Genomic DNA, 20461 nt, shown 5'->3' on the forward strand with positions numbered 1-20461 from the left:
TCGCTCAACGAGTCTAAAGCATGAACTCCGACTTTCGCATCGAATTTCAGCCGCAGCTTCACGAAGACGCCGTGCTGCGGGCAATCACTCGCCATCCTGAAGAGAAGCTCTTCTGGCGGGAAAGAAACCGGCTTTACGAACTTGGCGAAAGCGAAGGCCGCGAACAGGCCTTTCAACGCTTGCACGAGCAATGGTTTCAGCGCCTGGGACTCGCCAATCCCTTGCGGCAAGTTATCGATTTTTGGCCGATTTTGACGGAAGCGACCAACCGCTGCCTGCTCCTCAAAGCACGTTCACAAAATAGCCTGGGCGCCGAGTTGTACCTCGCGCCGGCGCCATCCGAGGCCGAGATGCGTGCGCGCCGCACCATTGTCGTACAACTCACGCCCGAGCTGCTGGCGCGCTCCGATGCTTTGCTTCAATTCCTGCGCCACGAGTTCTTGCACCTCGTCGACATGCTCGATCCTCAGTTTGGCTACACGCCTGACTTTCCCAAAACCGAGGACGGCCCGGCTCACGATCATTTTCTCCAAAGCCGCTACCGTGTGCTGTGGGATATCACGATCGACGGCAGACTGCAACGGCAAGCCTGGCTTCCGCCCGGGACGCGCGCGCACCACTTCGCCCTGTTCAAGCGCGCCTTTCCTGGCGAGGAGACAAAATTGGCGGAAACCTTCGCGTTTTTCTACGATCAAGACTCCCACACGCATCGCGAGCTGGTTGAGTTCGCACAACATCCGGAGAATTGGCTGGTAACAGAAACGGAAATTCCATCCAAAGGCCGTTGTGCGATTTGCCGCTTCCCGACTTTTCATTTGATCGACCCGGCGACGGGACTTCCGGTTTATGTGGCCGCCATCATTCAAGCAAATTTTCCAGGATGGAATCTCCACCAGCCCATTTGCCGGCAATGCGCGGATTTGTATGAGACGAAGTTTCACGCGGCCAGTCGGTGAAAAAACTGCCGTCCAGGCAATCCAATGATCTGAAGAAAATCCGTTGCCCGTTCTTTCATCCGTGGCAGGAATTCCTTTCGGCAATTACTCATGAGAAAGAAGAGCGCTCCCGTTATTCTGTCAGTGGTCGGTTACTCCGGTGCCGGCAAAACCACGCTGCTCGAAAAACTCATTCCGGCGCTGCGCAAGCGCGGCATTCGCCTGGCCGTGATCAAGCACACCAGCCATCATCACGAGCTGGACCGGCCCGGCAAGGACAGCCATCGCCTGCGCCAGGCCGGCGCCGAAGCGGTGGTGGTCTCCTCGCCGAAAATGGTGGCCATGTTTCGCGAAGTCGCGCGTGAGTGGCCGCTTGCACGCTTGCTGCGCCATTTACCGCGCAACGTTGATTTGGTGATTGCCGAAGGATTTCGCAGCCCGGCACATCCCTGCGTGGAAGTGTTTCGCCGCGGCTTCAGTCCCGCTCTCAAATGCCGCGGGCATCGAAATCTCCTGGCGGTGGTCGGCGATGATCCCGGGGCGCTGACGGTGCCACGGTTCGATCGCGACGCCGTGCGCGCCCTCGCGGAGTTCTTGTTGGAAAACCTGTTTGCCCACCCGCCGTTGCGCCAGAAAAAAGGGACACGCGATGCTTTCAATCAAAAGCTGGCAAATGAGCGGCGCCGGCCAACCGATAGTGCAAAAGGAAATCCCCGCACTGCGCTTGGCAGAAGATGAAGTGTTGGTTCGTGTTGCCGGCTGCGGCGTCTGTCATACCGATCTCGGATTCTTCTACGAAGGCATTCCAACAGACAAGAATTGGCTTTCAGCTTGCTCACGCACGGCGCGACATTGAGCGTGGTGGGCTTCACCATGGATACGCTCGAGGTGCGGCTCAGCAATCTAATGGCCTTTGACGCGCGCGCCATCGGCAATTGGGGCTGCGAGCCACGTTACTATCCTGAAGTGCTGACGCTCGTGCAGCAAGGCCAAATCAAACTCGCACCGTTCGTGCAGACTTTCCCATTGCGCGAAATCAATTCCGTCTTTGCACGCGTCCATCGCCGGGAGATCGATAAACGCCCAGTGCTGATGCCGGATTTCTAATTGAACAATAACCGGGAGAACGATGCCATGCTCGTCACCGATCTTGCCAGAATCGAAAAACTCTCAAAGCAGAAAGAAAACGAAAACTGGCAATTCAGATCCTTTCTGAGGAGCGGCAGAGTTTCATCCAGAAGAATCGATGCAATCGTGCAGCGGCTGAACAAAGAAGTCACGCCCCAAATCGATTGCACGAAGTGCGCAAATTGCTGCAAGACCATAGCGCCGACTTTGGATGCGCAGGATATTGCAACGTTTGCCAAAGGCCTGGCGATGCCGCCAGAGCAGCTCAAAAGCCAGCACTTGAGGCAAGATGAAGAAGGATTCACGTTCAATGCCAAAACCTGCCCCTTTCTGGTTGACAACAAATGCTCGAACTACGACCATCGCCCCAAAGCCTGCGTCTCCTATCCCCATTTGCACAAGGACGGTTTCGTCTCACGAACCATCGGCGTCATTGATAATTGCTCCATTTGCCCGATTGTCTTCAACGTGTTCGAGAGATTGAAGGACGAACTGCGGTATGACGATGAGCCTTCTGCGAGCGAAGAAGTCTTTTGATCATTCTGCCCCAGAATATCTTGCCACGGAAATGGGAGCGCCCGGTGACCACCTGCAAAGACCACAACCTCGTCCCCGATTTCGAATTCACCCAAACCTGCGGCAACTGCTGGCGCACGGCCTCGCTGGAGCGGCATAATCGGTGCGGGTAAGAAAGCGATGAGGAACAGCCGTCAAATCGACCACAGCGGCTTTTCCGCCTGTGCTTTCTCGCTGGATGCGCAATTAGCCGCCGAGGGCTGGGAGTGGCGCTTCGTTGCCGATGCCAAACGCGCACAGGAGGCCATCGCAATGTATGAGGAGCTCGAACAGGAGGTGCGCGTGGAAGCCATTGCGCTTGCAGAAATCAAAGAGGAATGTCAGGGCTGTTGGTTGGTTCTCAGTCACCTCAAAGCGATCTACACCAGAAAAAAAGCCAAACCTGTGGAGACGGCTTCATGAAGATTACCGAAGCACTGCTGGGAGAACATGGCGTGTTGTATGCGCAGTTTGACTATTTGGAGAAATGCCTTCCGACGGCAACGGATCTGGCGCTCGTCAAAAGTCAGGGCACCATGCTGGCGGTGGCGCTCGAGACGCATGCCCACCTGGAGGATGAACTGCTCTTCGTTGCCTTCGAGGCGCACCTGGATCCCAGATCCGGGCCGCTCGCAGTGATGCGGTTGGAGCATGAGGCGATCGCGCAGAGCCTGCAGCTCATGCAGGAAACGCAGGAGATTGCCGAAGCGCGAAATCTCCTGCTGCACACCATTCAGACCGCGCGGGCCCATTTTGCGAAGGAAGAACAGATCGTCTTTCGCATGGCGCAAAACATGCTGGAGGCGGAAACCTTGGCGCTGCTGGGCGCCCGGTGGGCCGCGCGGCGGAGAGTGCTGATTTGAAATCCTGGCGATTCAAAAATAGATTCTGAGGGCGGAGAAGTAGAGATCAGGGTACGTGCCGAATTCGGAATGCAGGCGCAGGGTGGGAAAGACGGCATCACTGGTTTTGATTTCCGGCTGCTTGCCGGCGCTGATAAACGCGCCCGCCGCCAGATAGACATTCTGCGCCAGATTGAGTTCCAACTGCGCGGAGAGAAACAGCGAGGCGTCATTCAGATTGCACAGCGCCTGCGTGCTCAAAGTGAGCAGGGGTGAGATTTGATAAACGAGGCCGGGCGCGAGATAGTGCCGGCCCAACAAATACACCGCCCCCTCTCGAAACGCCGTACCGGCAAGATTGTCAAGATAATGCCCGGCATTGCCGGCACCGGCCTCGCTGTAATGGTATTCCACGAAACCATAAGTCCGGCCGCTGAAGCTGTAGTCCAGGCCGGCAGTGCCGCGGAAATAATTGCGGGCAGCGTCAACCGCGGATGTTTGCAGCCGATCGGCAAACACATGGGCCGCTTCCAGCCAGAGGCCGGCGCCGCCCAGACTGCGGGCGAGATCAATGCCAGCCAGCAAATTCCCACGAAACCCCAACAGCAGCAGCGCAACATCAGTCTTGGCGCGATAGAATTTCGCCCGCGTGAAAAACGCGCTCTGCTCGAATGCAAAATCCTCACCGAAAACATAACCGGCATCAAGCTCCGCGAGCGCGCTGAGCGGCACACGCACGCGCACGGCGTCGACACCGACACGTTCCTCGGTGTCCAGTTCCTGAAAGACAAATGGCGCGAGCACGTCCGTGGGATTGAGCACGCGGCTGCTGCCCCACGCGATCGGTTGCCGGCCAATGAGAATATCCGCCGGCGCCGTTTTCAGCTCCACCAGCATGCGGTCGAGATTTTGAAAGACGGCGAAACTGCCGACTTGGCTGTCTTTGCCGGGATAGAGGCGCGCGTTGAAATCCGCGGCGCGATACTGCCAGGGATCGATGCCGGTGAGCGTCAAACGATTGCCGAACAGCACAGGGTCTTGCACGCGCGGCGCGAGATCATAAGCCGCGTGCACAGCAAGCCAATTGCGGTCACGCCAGGAAAACTTGAGACGCAGGCGATTGTAGACCGCGCCCAAATCCGGCGGCTGCGGCAGAACCTCCGGCCCGGCATAATCCGGCAAATGAAAGACGACGAAAAAGCTCTTGTACTGGCCCGCGAATTCCACGGTTTGCTGGCCACGCGCCGGCACTGGCGCCACACCCAGCAGTCCCGCGACCAACAGCAGCGCGAGCGCCGGCGCCCGACTAGCCATCGCGCCTCTCCTCACCCGCAATCAATCCGTCTTTGATGGTAATGACGCGGCGGGCGCGTTTCATGATCATTTCGTCATGCGTGGAAAACACGAAGGTCATGCCGGTGCGCTCGTTGAGGCCGCGCATCATGTCCAGCAGGCCGGCGCCGGTGCTGGAATCGAGATTGGCGGTAGGCTCGTCCGCGAGAATCAACGAGGGTTTCGAAACCATGGCGCGCGCAATGGCAACGCGCTGTTGCTGGCCGCCGGAAAGCTGCGGCGGCAAGCGATGCGCCAGGCCTGCCAGTCCCACTTCCTGCAGAATGCGCAACACCCGCTCGTGCCGCTCGCGCCTGGGCACTTTCTGCAGCAGCATGATGTATTCGACGTTTTCCTCCACCGTCAACACCGGAATGAGATTGTAGGCCTGAAAAATGAAGCCGATGTGATCGCGGCGGAAATCCGAGAGCTCGCGGCCACTCATGCGCGCGAGCGATTTGCCGTTCAGCCAGACTTCGCCGGCCGTGGGCGTGTCCAATCCGGAAATCAAATGGAGCAACGTGGTCTTGCCGGAACCGGAAGGCCCGACGATGGCAGTGAACTCGCCGGCGTGAATGGTCAAATCGATGCCGCGCACCGCAGGCACCGGCACGCCGTTGTCGGAATATGTTCTCGCGACTTGTTCAGCCTTGATCACCACTCGGGACTCATCGCCTGCCATGAAACCTCCAATCACAGACTCTTGCGCATGGCATCCGCCGGCAGCATGCGCGCGGCATGCAGCGCGGGATAGAAACCGACCAGCGAAGTGAACACGAAAACCCAAAAGGGATAGAACACGTACTGCCTGACCGTCATCACCGGATAGAGCAGCTCCCGAAAAGTCACGCCGGCATACTCCACACCGGTGTAATCGATGCCGGTTTTGCTGATGATGAACGTCACCACCAGGCTGAGCACGACGCCCAGACCTATGCTCAGAATTGCCAGGGCGCCGGCTTCACAGATGATCAGCGCCGCCATGCGGCCGGGCCGGGTGCCGATGGCGCGCAACACGCCGAATTCGAACAGGCGCTCGTGCAGCGACATGAACAGCGTATTGACAATCCCCAGCGCCACCACACCGAACAGGATCAAGCCGGTCAGGTAGATGCCGAAAGCGGAGAGTTCGAAAACGGCCTGTAATTGCGGCAACAACACCGGCCAGCCCACCGCCTCGTTGCCGTCGCGGGAATATTTCTGCCAGAAGGGATTGCGCTCGTCACGCGCAAAGCGCGTGTCGGTGAATTTGAGGGCAATCTCATGCACGCCGCCGGCAAGCCCCAGCAGTTGCTGCGCCTGTTCCAGCCGGATGAAAACCATGCCGGCGTCAAGCTCGCGGATGTTGAAATGAAAAATGCCGGAAACGCGGAACATTTCCTGGGCGAGATCACCGCTCTCCGCGTGACGGCCGGCATCAGCGGCGCGTGCGGCGGTCAAAACGACGCGATCATCGAGGCCGACTTCGAGCAGCTCCGCGAGCTTGCTGCCGATGATAAGCTCACGGCTGTGGCGGCCGCTGAAATAGCCGCCGGTGATGAGCACTTCATCAATCTGCGACAGGGGCGGCTCGCGCTGCGGGTCGATGCCAACGAAGGTGATGGCACTCACGTTTGCCGGCGAAGTGAGCATGCCAAAGGCAAGCACGCGCGGCGCGGCGTGGGCCACGGCGGGCTCATGCTCCAGCCGATGCAGCACGTCCTCGGCGTGATTGACCGTGAGCGAAACTTCCTGGGTGGCGCGGAAACCGGCGCGGTGAATCTGCCCCTCTCCCAGAAACGAGCCGGTGGCAGATTTGACCATGTTGCGTTCCATGCCCAAAACCAGCGCGTCGACGAAAATCAGCGCAGCGAGACCCGTGCCGATGGCCGTGCCGGCGATGAACGAACGGCGTTTGTTGCGAAAGAGATTGCGCCAGGCGAGTTTGAGATAGAAAAACATGTGCCCTGCCATTTCCAACCAACGATTCATCCCCTCAGCCGGACAAACCGGAACCCCAAAAAATCAACAGGAGAAAACGGAGCAAACAGAGGGTGCAGTGTTTGGAAAGTTCCCTTCAACTTCAAAAGCTCCGTTCACCCTGTTTTCTCTGTGGTGCGAGCCTTGGCTCTCTTGCACTGATTGACCTTTTAATGGACGAAAGAATCAATGCAACCGCATGGCGCGTGCCGGCTCAATGCGCGCCGCTTTGAGCGAGGGAAACAGACTCACGAGATTCGCCGCGAGGAACACGGTGATCGCCGGAATCAAAATGCTGCGCAGATTGACCGCGGCGTTCATTTCCTTGAACTCGACGCCGGCAAAAGTGAAAGACTGCGGCAGGGCGATGCCGTGTCGCGACAACCAGGAATTCAGGATCAGGCTGAGCGCCGCGCCCGCCACGATGCTCGCCACCGCAATGACATTGACCTCATAAATCACCAGCGCAAAAATCTGCGCCGGTTGCGTTCCCACCGCCTTCAGCACGCCGTATTCGCGCGTACGCTCCAGCACCGACATCAACACCGTGTTCAACACGCCGATGGCCACGATGAGCAGGATGATCGACAGACTGATCCAGTTGCCGCGCTGATCCATTTGCATCGCCTCGTAGAACGACTTGGCGAACTCCTGCCAGGGTGCCACCGCCAGGCCGGGATCGTCGAGCGCTGCGGCGATTTCGCCCGTGAGCCGGCCCACCCGGTCGAGTTCATCCACAATGACGACGATTTCGTGCACGCGCGCGGGCAGCACCAGCAGCTCCTGCGCCACCGGCAAAGGCAGATAGAACGCCATGCGGTCGCTCAGCTCATCGCCGCTGTCGATGATGCCGACCAGGGAATAAAGCGCATTGGCGAGTGAGCCATCGGCGGCTTGCGAAACCACCACGATCTCATCGCCCACTTCGGCCTGCAGGACTTGCGCGAGCCCTTTGCCCACCATCGCCTGCGGCGCGGTGTCAGTCGCAAAATTCCGGCCGGCGATGATCTTGCGGTCGAAGCGGGTGGCCATCACTTCGCGGCCGGGATCGATGCCGATGATCTGCGCGCCGGCGCTTTTTTCTCTCACCGCCACCAGGCCCGCGGAATAGAGCCGGGGCGCCCACGCCTCCACCCCCTTCACTTTCGCGATCGCCTCGCCCACCCGCTGGAAGTCATCAATGGTTTTGAACAACGCGGGTTTGTCGAGATAACCGGCAGCGTGAATTTGAATGTGCCCGAGACGAGTCCGCGTGAACAAATCGATGACCGCAGCATAGGTGCCGTCGGTCAAACCGATGGAGAGCGCGGACAACACCATACCGCCCAGGAGGGTGAGCGCGGTGAGCACCGTCCGGCGTTTCTGGCGGAAGACATTGCGGAAGGCGATCTTGAACACCATGGTGGCTTGTTCTCGTGAATGGCGTAGCGGCCACTGCGGGCGTTGCGCCGCACCGGCCCGTCAGCGCGCTTGCAGATTGCGCAGGCTGAATACCTCGCGATCGAGCTTCAGATCAAAGTCGATCGTCAGGTAGCGGATCACGGTTTTGTGGCCTTGCTTGTTTTGCGGAATCAGTTCGAGCGTTGCGGGAATCCGGCGGCCGCCCAGCAGCTTCACGTCCTTGAAATGAATGACGCGCATCAGATTGCCCTTTTCATCGAAGTACGCTTCCGACACCGGCAGATAGTCCTGCTTTTGCACGACGGTGACGATTTTGCCCCACACGATGGGCAGACCTTCGCGCGGGATGGCTTCGAGATAGAGCAGGCCGGGCCGGGCCGTGTCCGGCGTCATCAGGCGAAAATGAAAATCTTTGAGCAAAGTGAATTCGCTCACCAAATCATCGTTGGTGAAATCCGAGCCCATCCACGAGTTCATCATCATTGATGGTGGAATCTTGATGACCTTGTTGGTGTTGGGCAAATAGTTCCACATCTCGTTGCCCAGGCGCAGCGTTGCCACACCTTTTTCCTTGAGCGGCGCCAGGATGCGGATGAAAGTCTTGTCCATCCCCTCCGTCCAGATCTGGAGGCGCAGGGTTCGTTGCCAGTGCGGGGTGACAATTTCCATTTCCATCTCACCCGCGCTGGTTGTGCTGCGATAAAGCTCATCGATCTTGCGCACGACGGCGATGGCCTCCTCCTGTTTCTGAGCGAGCAAGGCACCCGGCCACAGCAGCAGCAATGCCGTCACCGCCAGCTTGGATATCATGTGTGTCATTTGCCTGCTTCCCGTTTCACCGATTGTCCGTGAACAAAGTTGCTGCATTGTTGGTGCCCTGCCGGCGCTGCCCGATTCATTTCACCTTAACCACCACCAGCGTGATGTCATCGTTTTGTGGATGATCCTGCCCCCAGTACCTGGCCGCGTCGACCAAATGGTCGATGATCTGCTGCGGCGGCAGGGCGCCCACTTCCGCAAACAAGCGGCGCGCGCGTTCTTCGCCCAGCATCTCGCCGTGGGCGTTGAACCGCTCGGGCAGTCCGTCACTCATGAACAGGATCGTGTCGCCGCCGTTCAGCCCGAGCTGCTGATGCGGATAAACCACGTCGGTGCGGCTGCCCAGCGGCAGGCTCTTGAGTTCCACTTCCTCCACGCGGCGGGTGGCGGCGCGATAGATCAACGTGCAGGGCATGCCGGCCGCGGCCAGATGCAAGTGATGATCTTTGAATTTGGCGATCGTCATCGCCATGTACATGTTGTGAAATCCCATGCCGCGCAGCGCCTGCGAAGCTTCCGCCAGGATCGGAACCGGATGCGGCAAGTGCGCCAGCGAGTTGAACAGGCTTTTGGTGGCGGCAACCATGGTGCCGGCCTGCAGGCCGTGGCCGGTGGCATCACCGATGGCGGCGGTCAGGGAGCCGTCTTCGTGCAATTTGAAATCATAATAGTCGCCGCCGACTTCATTGGCCGTTTGCGTGTACACGGCAATCTCGAGATGCGGCAGCGCGGGAATGACTTTGGGCAGCATCGAAAGCTGCAGTTTGCGCGCCTCTTCCAACTCGTGCGTTTTGCGCTCGTTCTCCGCTTGCATGGCGCGCGCCTGCGCTTCGATGGCTTGGGCGCGCAGCTCGGCGGTTTGGGCACGGAACTCGGCCTCGCGCAAATGCGCGCGCTCGCGTTCCTTGCGCAGCAGCCGCGTGCGATGCAGTCGCTCCACCGCCACCAGGCCTGCCAGCAGCGCCAGGGCGTAGGTCACGTAGGCCGCGGGCGTGCGCCACCACGGCGGCGTGATGGTGAGCTGCAGGGCAATGCCGGTCTCGTTCCAGACGCCGTCGTTGTTCGATCCTTTGACGCGAAAGGTATAGCTGCCGGGATCGAGATTGGTGTAGGTCGCGGTGCGCAGCGCGCCGGCCTTGCGCCAGCCGGCATCATAATTCTCCAGCATGTAAACATACTGGTTGTTGGCGGGCCGGCTGTAGTGCAAGGCGACGAAATCGAAGGAGATGTCATTCTGCCAGTGCGCGAGCGTCAGGGCCGCGGTCTCGGAAATGTGCTTGCGCAGCGGCGAATCGCCGCCGATCGGCACCGATTCGTTGAACAGCTTGAAGTCCGTCAAGGCGAGTTGGGGTGCAATGGGATTGTCCTTCACGCTGTCCGGATGAAAAACATTGAAGCCGCTGATCCCGCCAAAGAACATCTCGCCTTTGCGGTTTTTGAAATGGGCCTGGCCATTGAACTCGCGGCTCTGCAAACCATCGTCGACATCATAGCTCTGAAAGCGGGCGGTGGCGGGCGTCAGGCCGGTGCTGTCACTCAGGATGAGTCTGCAAACGCCGGCATTCGTGCTCATCCACAGGTTGCCGTGCGCGTCCGGCAGGGTGGCATAGACGGCGTTGTTGACCAGCCCGCTGTTGTCTTCGGTATAGACGGTGAATCGGCCGCTGGCGGGATCAAAGCGGCTAAGGCCGCCGCCATAGGTGCCGAGCCACAGCCGGCCCGCCTCATCCTCGTAGAGCGATTGCACCAGGTTGCCGCCCAGGCTGTTGCTGTCGCGATCTTCATGGCGGTAGCGTTGCACCGACTTGGTTCGAAAGTCAAACCGATTCAGGCCGCCGCCGGCTGTGCCCAGCCAGAGCGCACCGGTCTGATCCTGATGAATCGCGCGCACAAAGTCGTTGCTCAGACTGTTGGAATCATTGGGATCATACCGGAAGCTGGTGAACGTGCCGTTCTGCAACTCAAAGCGGTTCAGCCCGCCGCCATCGGTTCCAACCCACAACACGTTTGGCTCAAAGCGATCCTCATAGATCACCCGCACATTGTCATTGCTGAGGCTGGCAGGATCGGCGGGGTCGCGGCGGTAATGCCGAAAGCTCTCTCCTTGTCGATCGAATTCATTGAGCCCTCCCCCCAAGGTTCCAACCCAGAGGCGACCGCCATGATCCTCGTAGATGGACCAAACATTGTCATTGCTCAAACTGTGCGGCCGGTCAGGGTCGTGGCGGTAGTGTTTGAAGGTGTCAGTGGTTCGATCGAGGCGATTCAGGCCGCCTTGCGCCACACCGATCCAAAGCAGGCCGAAGCGATCCTCGTGCAACGCCCGCACGGTGTAGCTGCTCAAGCTGTTGGCGCTTTGCGGCTGCGGCGCGTAAGCAATGAATTTCTCCGCGTAGTAATCCAGCTTGTTCAAGCCGCCGGCTTCGGTGCCGAACCAAAGCACGCCCGATCGATCCTGATGGATGGCGCGAACCGCATTCAAACTCAGACTGCGGGGATCAAGCGCATCGAACTGGCAATGAACGAATCGTCCGGTGTTGGGGTCGAAACGATGCACGCCATCATCCAGCGGCGTGCGCATCCACAGATACCCGCGCGTGTCCATTTGCAGCGTCATCACAATGTGGCTGAGCGCGTCTGGCCGGCCGGCGTTGGGTTGAAAATGCCGGAAGGTGCCGGAACGACGATCGAACTGATCGAGACCGGCGGCCGTGCCCAACCAGAGCCTGCCCCGATCATCTTCAAGCATCGGGCCAACCACGTCGCTGCTGATGCTGCTGCGGTTCGCGGGATCATGGCGGTAGTGCGTGAATGTGCCGGTGGCAAGTTCGAGGCGGTTCAAGCCGCCGCCGGTGGTAAATGGCGATTGCGGATTACCCGTGCCAATCCACAAGACGCCCGGCTCGCGTTCCGATTCAAATATCGACAGAATGAAGTCAAAGCTCAGGCTGTTTGCTGTTTGCGGCTCGCACCGGTATCGCAGGAAGGTTCCGGCTTTGGCGTCGATGCGATTGAGGCCCTCGGGCGTGCCCAGCCAGAGCACGCCGGCCTCGGTCAAGGATTCATGAAACGCGGTGATCTGATTGTGGCTGAGGCTGTTGGCGTCGTGGGGATCGTGGCGGTAGCGCGTGAATTTGCCGGTCCGGCGATCAAGGCGGTCCAACCCGATGCCGGTGATCACCCACAAATTCTCGGCGCGATCTTCATGGATGCGACCGACGAAATCATGGCTCAAGCTGGTGGGGTCCGCGGGATTGGAGCGGAAACGCCGGAACGTTTCCGTTTCCCGGTCGAAGCGATTGAGGCCACCATTACCGGTTCCGATCCAGAGCGCCTCCGGCTCGGAAGGCGCTTCGTAGATCGACCAGATGTCATTCTCCGACAGCGAGGTGGAATCGAAGGGGTCGTATTTGTAAACGGTGAAGTGATAGCCGTCATACTTGTTGAGGCCATCCTGCGCGCCAAACCAGAGAAATCCCTTGCTGTCCTGATGAATGACGCGCACGGCGCTTTGCGAAAGGCCGTGTTCCAAGGAGACTCTTTCGAAGTAAAGGCGCGGTTGGGAGTGCAAAGCAGCGGCACAGCCGCAGACCAAAACGAACAGGGGCGCGCACTGAAGAGTCTTGCGAATTGTTCCCGCGCCCAGGCCGGGGCGTTTGCCGCGAGGCGCCAAAGCCTTCATCTCCCTTTCTCCACGCCAAGCCGGCGGCTGCGGCGAGACTCTGCCGGCGCCGGCCGAAAATTTCGATTCAGTCTTCTTCTGTGATGGCGGCGCAGTCCGGCCTCCCGCGGACCGCACACACTCTTTCCTCCTATATAAGCGATTAAATTCGACGAAAGCAACTCTCTCGCAACGAAACCAACGCTGCCCAGTCAGAGCGATTGCTGCGATGCTTGGGCGCGCCTCAGCCGCGCACCGCCCACTTCATGATTTCTCCCAGGTTGGGCGGCTTGCCCTGCAACAGAATGCCGACGCGAAAGGCGCGGCCTCCCGCCCAGATGAGCAACAATGCAAAAGCAATCATTCCAAACAACGCCGCCCAGGGCTGCCACGCTGGGACGCCACCGGGCACACTCAAACGAACGAGCATGAGAATCGGTGAAAACAGCGGGAACAAGGAGGCGACCAGCGCAAAGGTCGAATTCGGCTCACCCAACACCGGGACCATAATGAAAGTGGGCAGCAGAATCGGAATGATCGCGGGGAAGGTCAGCGACTGCACGTCCTTGGCATCGTTGCAGGCCGCACCCAGCGTCGCCATGATGGCGCCCACCATCAAGATCGCGAGAATCATATAGGCAAAGAACCACGGCACCACCGTGAAGGGCATCACGCCGGCGGCGCCGGCATAGAGCGTGATGACCACACTGATGAGCAGGTAGACCACGGAACCGGTAAGCGAGACACTCACCCCGCCGAGCACCTTGCCGAGCATGAATTCGAAGGGCTTCACCGCGCCCAGCAGCACTTCCGCAATGCGCTGGCCTTTCTCTTCCGTAACGGCATTGAGCAGCGGCATCGCGCCCATCATCATCATGAGCAGCATGAGAAAGCCCATGATCAGCGGAATGCCGAACGATTGCATTTCACTGACGCGCCGGGCCTCTCCGGCTGTGCCGGTGGCCTGATCCTGTTCCAGCAGCCCCAGACCTGCGATCGGCATCCAGTCAAAGAGATCGGGAATGGCGGCGGGATCGATCCCGGCATCGGCCAAACGTAGTTTGCGCAGCGCCTCATTGATTGGCGTGCGCAGCCAGCTCCGCACTTCGCTCGCGGCGGCATTGGGCGCATAGAAGGCAATGGTTGTTTGCGCCGTATCGCGACGGGGGTGCACCACGCCCGCGCCGATTTCGAGAAAGGCGTGCAATTCACGGCGCCGGACGCGCTCGGAAAGCTGCAGCCGAAACTTCACCGGATCCGCCACGGGCGGGGCAACCGGCTCGAGGAGATAAGCAGGCTTGATCTTGTTTTTGGTGCCGGCCGCATACACCTCTTCGGCGTTTCGCCGCGCCGCGGCTTCGACCAGTGCGGCAGACAGCCGGCCGGTGTAATCCACCACCGCAACGCGTTTGTCACTCGTGTCCACCTGCCCTTCCAGAAGCTTGATGGCGATGAAACTGCCCCCGAGGAGCAGTGGCGCAACCACCAGCCCAATCGCAAAACCGACGGTGCGCACGGCCGCAAGATATTCGCGCTTGACGATGAGGAGGACTTTACGCATGGCCCACCTCCTGCGCTTCCGGGCCGGCAATGCGCACGAAAATGGCATGCAACGACGGCCGCGCCAGATCGAAACCATACACCGCGGTGCGGTCGAGAACGGCCTTGAGAACCGTTTGCGGATCACAACCCGGGGCGAGCTGCAATTCCTGCAGTTGGCCGAAATCCTGCACCGCCGTAACGCCGGGAAGATCGTGCAGCGCCGCCGTACCCGCCTCACAGCGCAGCCGCACGGTATCGTGGCCGTAGGCGGATTGAATGCGGTCGAGCGTGCTATCGAGCACCTTTTTGCCGCGAAAGATCATACAGATGTAATCGCACATGTTCTCCGCCAGCGCCATGTCATGCGTGCTGAGAATCACGGTGGTGCCTTGCGCGCGCAGCTCCAGAATCGCCTGCCGGATCACCTCCATGTTCACGGGATCCAGGCCGCTGAAAGGCTCATCGAGCACGAGCAGCGGCGGCCGCGTGACCACCGCCGCGATGAATTGCACTTTCTGGCTCATGCCTTTGCTGAGCGTTTCGATCTTCTGGTTGGCGCAGGCAGCCAGTTGCAGCCGCACGAGCCAATCCTCGACCTCGCGCGCCACGTTGCGGTTGCTCTTGAGGCCGCCGAGGAATTCCAGCAGCTCGCGGACCTTCATCTTTTTGTAGAGGCCGCGCTCTTCCGGCAAATAGCCAATGTTGTCCGGCGGCCGGCCAAATACGCTTTTGCCGAAGACGTCGATCGCACCGCGGTCGGGATAGAGGATGTTCATGATCATTCGCATCGTGGTGGTCTTGCCGGAGCCGTTCGGCCCGATGAAGCCGTAGATGCTCTGCGCCGGCACCAGCAGCGAGAGATCGTCGACTGCCACTTTCTTGCCGAACGTCTTGGTGACGTGGTGCATCGCGATGACGTGGTCATTCATCAGATGAATTCCTTGCACGGGTGAACTCGGTGAACATCCCACTCCTGCTTGCGCCGAGCGGTTCCACGCTCAGGTATTCGGTTTGTCAACTGCGGTTGCGGAGCAGCCGGCCGCACGCACCGCTTCATGCAACTGGGGTTGCTCCTGCCTGGCTGGCTCCATTGGAATCGAACAATCGCAGTGCTTGCCGAAAGCGATGGGCCAGAACTGCGGCCCATGAGGCCTCAGCGCAGCACGAATCCAATGACGGCCAAAATCCACGCAGCATTGATCGACACCAGCCAACCGTGGTAGAGGCCGCCCACTTTGCCGGTTTCCTGCAGGCTGGCTTGCTTGTACTGCTGCGCATACTTGGGCAAATACAATCGCAACAGGAAAAAATTGATCTTCACCTTGCGGCGCTGCAGCTCTCCGACGATCAGCATGGAGAAGACGACATGGATTGCCGCCGCCAGCAAGGCGAGCGACAGAAAAAAAGTGAAAATGGTCACAGCATCCTCCCGCTTGAAGCGGATGGCTTTCATGATTCTCTGCCTGATGCGCGGCTACCGCCCGGCGCCGGTCAATGGCCTTCCGGCTCCATCAGAACGGCGGTGCCGTAGCACAGGACCTCGGTCACACCGTCCATGATTTCGGTGGCATCGTAGCGCACGCCGATCACGGCATTCGCGCCCATTTCCAGAGCGTGATTGACCATCATCTCAAAAGCATCGAAGCGGGTCTGTTCGCACAGTTCGGAGAAGATGGTGATGTTACCGCCCACGACGGTTTGCAGGGCGGCGCCCAGCGTCCCAAAGATTGAACGCGAGCGCACGATGATGCCGCGCACGATCCCGAAGGTCTTGATGATGCGCTGGCCGTCGAGGGTGAATGCCGTTGTCGTCATGCGATAGATAGGCAGCGGCTGGCGGGCGCGCTCCTGCTCCTCCGGCGTTAATTTGTCAAAACACTCGCGGCAAATCGTCCTGGTCTTGAAATAGTACTCTGAAGGGAAATCATTGCCACAACGTTCGCATCGCATGGTTGGCCTCCGGAAAATTGTCGGATCGGTTTTGCCGAAAAGAGCGGCGCTGGCGACATACCCGCAATCATTCTTTATCGGGACGGCGTTCCAAGCCTTGCTGCGCGGCGTCCCTCAAGCTGGAGATTCGTGCAGTGAAAGTTGGACCGGCCTCTGTCTTCTTTTCGAACTCCTCCGCCCAGCTCAACCAGCTTTGCGCCTCAGTGAAACTGCCGGCATTGATCAGCAGGTCGCTGTGGGCCAGCGCGGCGGCGGTGAGGTTTCTCGCCAGGCCGCTGGTGTAGACGCGCCGCACCGGGCTGCGGTCCTGGGCACTGACAAACGGGCCGGCAAACTCATCCGCCTTGAGGCCGGTCAGATTGACGCGCAGCTTCGCGGTGTCGGGCGCCGCCGGGAGGGAGCCTGCTTGCCACACCAAATACGGTCCGGCGAATTGCAGTCGATCCTTGAAGGTCGCGATTGCCGTGGAGTCAACCGTCACCGAAAAAGCCACGGGGCGGGTGAATTCTCCCGTCGCTATTTGCGCCACCCATGCCCGCAGAAATTGATCGGAAACCGTCACCAGCTTGCCCCCTTCGTCCTTGAAAGCGCGGAGAGAATCCAATTGTGCATCTGGAAAAGGAAGCGAAAGACCATAATGTTCTCGCAGGTAACGCGCATACCATGGCGTGTTGAGCAGCGAGCGGTTGACGACGGCAACGTCGGCGCGAAAGGCCTCGGTCTGCTGCAGCGCCACTGCCGGGTAAGTGTCCATATCCCCATTGGTCACCAGCAACGCTTGTTCAGGGAGATTCTGCAGCATCCAGCGGCAATAGGCCAGCGCGGCCGGCGCAAAGAAACCGGCCTTGGCGGCCGTGGCAAGCGTGCGCCCGGCAATCGCGGTTTCACCGCGGCGCATTGCCTCCGTCCACATATTCACCCAGGCATTGCCGTCAGTGGAATCGCAAGCGACGGCCCTTTGCAGATGTGTCCAGGTGCTGTCAGAGTCTGCACTTTCCCAAATGCCGTACATCGGATTATAGGCATCCGCGATAACGGTATGGGCAAAACTGTTGCAGGGCGCGAGTGCAAGCGCCCGGCGCGCCAGGCTCACCGCCTCCTCCCTCCTTCCCAAGCGCCGATAGGTTTCAGCCAGCCAGGCATGCGCCTCCGCATCACTTGGCATTTTGCTGAGGGCCTGCTCGAACAACGGCAGCGCCTCCGTGAGTTTGTTCTGGCGATACAGCCTCTGGGCCTGGTGATACTCCTCTGGCACGGAGGGCGCACAAGCGGCCAACATCATTCCAACTGCCAAAACCACCGAAACACAGCTTGCGGCAGGCCGCGAGCTGACAAAATGATTCAGCGGCCTTTGCATCCTCTGATAGAGGTTCATTTGATCTTCTCACCTTTCCGGTCCGCATTCTGACGTCTGCTCCGCGCGGCACAAGAGCTTCACGCCCGGCTTTCCGAGAGCAGGACTCACTTGAATTTCAACACGACAAACGTGATGTCATCATTCTGCGGTTTGCCGTTTTGCCACTGCTCGCAGCCGGCGACCAGATGGCGGATGATTTCAGCCGCAGAACGGGAAGCGGTTTCTTCATAAAGCTGCCGGACGCGGGTGGAATCGAGCATCTCGTTCTCTGCGTTGAACAATTCGGGAAAGCCGTCGGACATGAGCAGCACCGTATCACCCCGCGCGAGTGTCGTTTGTCTTTCCTGGTAGCCGGTCGCGCCGGGGCCGCCCAGCGGCATGCCTTTCAGCACCACTTCTTCCACGGCGGCGGTGGCGTGGCGATAGATGAGCAGCGGCGGCATGCCGGCGGCGGACACGATCATGCGCCGGCCGGTAATGCGAATGAGTGCCATCGCCATGTAGATGTGATCGAGATGCATCTCCCGGATGATCGCCGACCAGTTGCCCAGCAGTTGCCCCACCTCCGCGCGGTCACCGTAGGCGGTGAACAGGCTCTTGACGGAGGCCACCATCGTTCCTGCTTTCATGCCGTGACCGGTGGCGTCCCCGATCGCCACGGTCAAGGTCCCGTCGGCCGCAAGATGAAAATCGTAGTAATCCCCGCCGACTTCGGTGGCCGGCCGCATGAAAGTCGCGATTTCCACCTGCGGCAGAACCGGAATCATCTTGGGCAGCAGCGAGAGTTGAAACTCGCGCGCTTCTTCCAGCTCCTGCGTCTTGCGGGCATTGTCCGCTTCCAACAGCCGGCGTGCCAGCTCCTGTTCCTTGGCGTGACGCTCCTGCGTCAAGGCCTTTTGCGAAAGCTCCTGGACTTGCACCAGTTGCTGTTCGAGGCGGCGGTTGGTTTGCGCATAATTGCGGGAAAGATCGACGGACACGCAAATGCTGAGCACCAGCACGCCATAGATGTACACCACGCCATATTGGCCGACGGGCGCCACCATCCCCATGCCGATCAGCAGTTGATAGACCAGCGCCAGCATCAGCGCGATCAAACCGGCGCCCATGATCCACCTTGCCTGTTCGCGTTTGACCACTTGCACCACAAAGATGCGCAGCACCTCGAGCGCGGCGAGGGCGAGGTAGACATAGAGAATGATCTGGAAAGTCCTCAAGCTGGTGGCGACCACGCCCCACAGCGACAACCATCCCCAAATGGTCACGAGCACACCGGCAATGATGAAAAACGCGATTTGGCGGGGAGGCCGGTGGTACACGCTCGCGTACGCGGTGAGCAGGCCGAACACGATCGCCGGGCCGGTCACCAGCAGAGAAACGCTCTCAAAGCCGAGCATTTGCCAGACGCTCGCAATAAAGAAGAAATGCAGATCCTCGAAAACGATGACGGCCCAGCAGAACATGCAAATGGCGAAATAGAGATTTACCCGGGCGCGCACGTCGAACAAGTAAAGAAACAGGTGGAGCAGCGCCAGCACGATCGGCACCACGGAAAAGACCATCTGGTAGATGGTCAACGTGCGAACGTCCTGCGTGCGCGCGGCCACGCGCGCGTTGACGTCTTCCCAAATCAGGCAGGCGAAGCCGGCATCGACCCCCAATTGATTGAAGGCGGCGGTGGAGAAATTCGAATAGCGGACGGCGAGCACTTGCTCCTTCTGCGCGGCCCAGGCAATGACGCGGGGATTCCTTTCGATCTCGGTTCGCTCGGTCTCGCGCGACCGGCCGACGCGGCCCTGATGAAAGAGCCGTTTGCCATTGAGGTAGACCTCGGAGGCACCGGTCTGCCGGATCGCGAACGCAAGCGGCACCGCCCACAACGAGGAATCCACTTCGACATGCAAGCGAAACCAGCCCACGCCCGGCCAGCCGCTTTCCGGCTTTTGTGCCGAGGTCAACCGCGGGAAGGTCACTTCCCAGGAACGGTCATCACAGGCAGGATCCGCCCAGACCGCGCTGTCGCCGGGGTGATAGCGCCAGTTCTCCAGAATAAACTCTCTGCCGGGCCGGTGCCGCAGCCGCGCCGCGGACAGATAGGTCTTGCCCATCGCCGCGTGCGGCGCGATGAAGTTCTGCCGGATGAATTTGAGTTTGTGATCGGCGAGAAACTCCACCGTGCCCAGAAGCTGGGGCGTGTTCCACACTTCGTCCGCCCTGCCCGGTGCCCATTGAATGGAGCCGTCGCGATGATCGGAATCATTATCATGAACATTGATCGCCAGGCCAAAGATATTGCCCACGCCCACCGGCACCCTTCGCTTCAGGACGGAAATCCAGCGCCACGCCAGCCGCAGCTCGAGGGCGTAACCGTCTTGCGTTCTTCTTCGGGCATAGTTCCGCGGCGAGGCCGCCTGGGCCGCCAGATCGCCTTCCGAGTACAGATTGTCCACCCCGGCGCGATTGCGCGCCGCGGCACTATCCAGCGCGGAAAGCCGTGCATTGACGACGCCGGCCCGGGCCTTTTGACGGGGATCAGGATCGAACTTGAGTTCGAGACAATCATTTTGGGGGCGGGAAGGATGATTGACGATGACCGCCTCATCCCGCACCTCGACATAGAAGTAGAAAAAGTCTTCGTCCCACGCGGCCCAAGCTTGCGCCGAGAGATCGGCATCGCCCGCCGGCCTCGGACCGCTCAACGGCAGAAACTCGTCATGCGGGATGACCAGGAAACCCTCGGAGGGGCCGGTCAACTGCTGGTAGAATGAATCCCTCTGTGCATCGATGGTGATGGCAAACTGCGCCAGCGCGCCGCGGCCGCAGGCCAACACCATGATCAGAGCAATCCGGGTGTTCAGTTTCATGACTGCAGCTCACCGAATTCGGGAATGACACATAAGACGCAACTCATGCCTTTTCTATTGATTTCGCTGCGAGCAAGCGTGCGTTTGTCCAATCCGCGCCGGCCGGCGCCGCGCCG

At 59.8% G+C, this 20461-nt stretch carries 18 protein-coding genes; 5 read left to right on the forward strand and 13 right to left on the reverse strand.

All coding sequences use genetic code 11. From position 1 onward, the window contains the following. Positions 1 to 20 precede the first annotated feature (20 nt). From L6R21_22830 to L6R21_22840, 3 genes are all read left to right on the forward strand, one after another. Positions 21 to 956 (forward strand): hypothetical protein, encoded by a 936-nt coding sequence (locus L6R21_22830; GenBank protein ID MCK6562045.1) that lies wholly within the window; start codon positions 21 to 23, stop codon positions 954 to 956. Between the two features lie 90 nt (positions 957 to 1046). Next, positions 1047 to 1673, forward strand: a complete 627-nt coding sequence (gene mobB, locus L6R21_22835) for a molybdopterin-guanine dinucleotide biosynthesis protein B (protein MCK6562046.1) — start codon at positions 1047 to 1049, stop codon at positions 1671 to 1673. Between the two features lie 81 nt (positions 1674 to 1754). Beyond that, positions 1755 to 2042, forward strand: a complete 288-nt coding sequence (locus L6R21_22840) for a hypothetical protein (GenBank protein MCK6562047.1) — start codon at positions 1755 to 1757, stop codon at positions 2040 to 2042. A 123-nt stretch (positions 2043 to 2165) separates the two neighbouring features. Here L6R21_22840 and L6R21_22845 read toward each other — a convergent pair whose 3' ends face one another. Then, a complete protein-coding gene (locus tag L6R21_22845; GenBank protein ID MCK6562048.1) occupies positions 2166 to 2462 on the reverse strand; it encodes a hypothetical protein in 297 nt (98 codons plus the stop codon). A gap of 297 nt (positions 2463 to 2759) precedes the next feature. On the opposite strand from L6R21_22845, the gene L6R21_22850 reads away from it, so the two are divergent. Both L6R21_22850 and L6R21_22855 read left to right on the forward strand, forming a co-directional pair. Next, entirely contained in the window at positions 2760 to 3041 is a 282-nt protein-coding gene (locus L6R21_22850; protein ID MCK6562049.1) for a hypothetical protein, read from the forward strand. Continuing rightward, positions 3038 to 3481 carry a hemerythrin domain-containing protein gene (locus L6R21_22855; protein ID MCK6562050.1) on the forward strand — a complete coding sequence of 148 codons (444 nt, stop codon included), beginning with the start codon at positions 3038 to 3040 and terminating at the stop codon, positions 3479 to 3481. Before L6R21_22850 ends, L6R21_22855 begins: the two co-directional genes overlap by 4 nt. A gap of 12 nt (positions 3482 to 3493) precedes the next feature. Here the strand turns inward: L6R21_22855 and L6R21_22860 are convergent, their stop codons facing one another. The 12 genes from L6R21_22860 to L6R21_22915 all read right to left on the reverse strand — a co-directional run bounded on the left by L6R21_22860 (position 3494) and on the right by L6R21_22915 (position 20345). Beyond that, positions 3494 to 4774 carry a hypothetical protein gene (locus L6R21_22860; protein MCK6562051.1) on the reverse strand — a complete coding sequence of 427 codons (1281 nt, stop codon included), beginning with the start codon at positions 4772 to 4774 and terminating at the stop codon, positions 3494 to 3496. Beyond that, positions 4767 to 5474, reverse strand: coding sequence for an ABC transporter ATP-binding protein (locus L6R21_22865; GenBank protein ID MCK6562052.1), 708 nt, complete (start codon positions 5472 to 5474; stop codon positions 4767 to 4769). The genes L6R21_22860 and L6R21_22865 overlap by 8 nt, the downstream gene beginning before the upstream one ends. Before the next feature lie 11 nt (positions 5475 to 5485). Next, a complete protein-coding gene (locus L6R21_22870) occupies positions 5486 to 6763 on the reverse strand; it encodes an FtsX-like permease family protein (GenBank protein MCK6562053.1) in 1278 nt (425 codons plus the stop codon). Positions 6764 to 6937: 174 nt separating this feature from the next. Next, the gene (locus L6R21_22875; protein ID MCK6562054.1) at positions 6938 to 8152 is read right to left on the reverse strand and encodes an ABC transporter permease; all 1215 of its coding nucleotides are present in this window, start codon (positions 8150 to 8152) and stop codon (positions 6938 to 6940) included. Positions 8153 to 8212: 60 nt separating this feature from the next. Next, on the reverse strand, positions 8213 to 8971 hold the full coding sequence (locus tag L6R21_22880; GenBank protein MCK6562055.1) for an outer membrane lipoprotein-sorting protein: 759 nt from the start codon (positions 8969 to 8971) through the stop codon (positions 8213 to 8215). Positions 8972 to 9047: 76 nt separating this feature from the next. Continuing rightward, the gene (locus tag L6R21_22885; GenBank protein MCK6562056.1) at positions 9048 to 12503 is read right to left on the reverse strand and encodes a SpoIIE family protein phosphatase; all 3456 of its coding nucleotides are present in this window, start codon (positions 12501 to 12503) and stop codon (positions 9048 to 9050) included. Positions 12504 to 12876: 373 nt separating this feature from the next. Beyond that, complete coding sequence (locus L6R21_22890) at positions 12877 to 14193, reverse strand: ABC transporter permease (protein ID MCK6562057.1); 1317 nt, start codon at positions 14191 to 14193, stop codon at positions 12877 to 12879. Further along, positions 14186 to 15103 (reverse strand): ATP-binding cassette domain-containing protein, encoded by a 918-nt coding sequence (locus L6R21_22895; protein ID MCK6562058.1) that lies wholly within the window; start codon positions 15101 to 15103, stop codon positions 14186 to 14188. Before L6R21_22895 ends, L6R21_22890 begins: the two co-directional genes overlap by 8 nt. A 224-nt stretch (positions 15104 to 15327) precedes the next feature. After that, on the reverse strand, positions 15328 to 15627 hold the full coding sequence (locus tag L6R21_22900) for a hypothetical protein (protein MCK6562059.1): 300 nt from the start codon (positions 15625 to 15627) through the stop codon (positions 15328 to 15330). Positions 15628 to 15665: 38 nt separating this feature from the next. Next, entirely contained in the window at positions 15666 to 15989 is a 324-nt protein-coding gene (locus L6R21_22905) for a YbjQ family protein (GenBank protein ID MCK6562060.1), read from the reverse strand. A 202-nt stretch (positions 15990 to 16191) separates the two neighbouring features. Continuing rightward, on the reverse strand, positions 16192 to 17406 hold the full coding sequence (locus tag L6R21_22910; protein MCK6562061.1) for a tetratricopeptide repeat protein: 1215 nt from the start codon (positions 17404 to 17406) through the stop codon (positions 16192 to 16194). A gap of 179 nt (positions 17407 to 17585) precedes the next feature. Continuing rightward, positions 17586 to 20345 (reverse strand): SpoIIE family protein phosphatase, encoded by a 2760-nt coding sequence (locus L6R21_22915; protein MCK6562062.1) that lies wholly within the window; start codon positions 20343 to 20345, stop codon positions 17586 to 17588. Positions 20346 to 20461 lie beyond the last annotated feature (116 nt).

The sequence above is a fragment of the bacterium genome (genome assembly GCA_023150945.1).
Taxonomy (GTDB): domain Bacteria; phylum Zhuqueibacterota; class Zhuqueibacteria; order Zhuqueibacterales; family Zhuqueibacteraceae; genus Coneutiohabitans.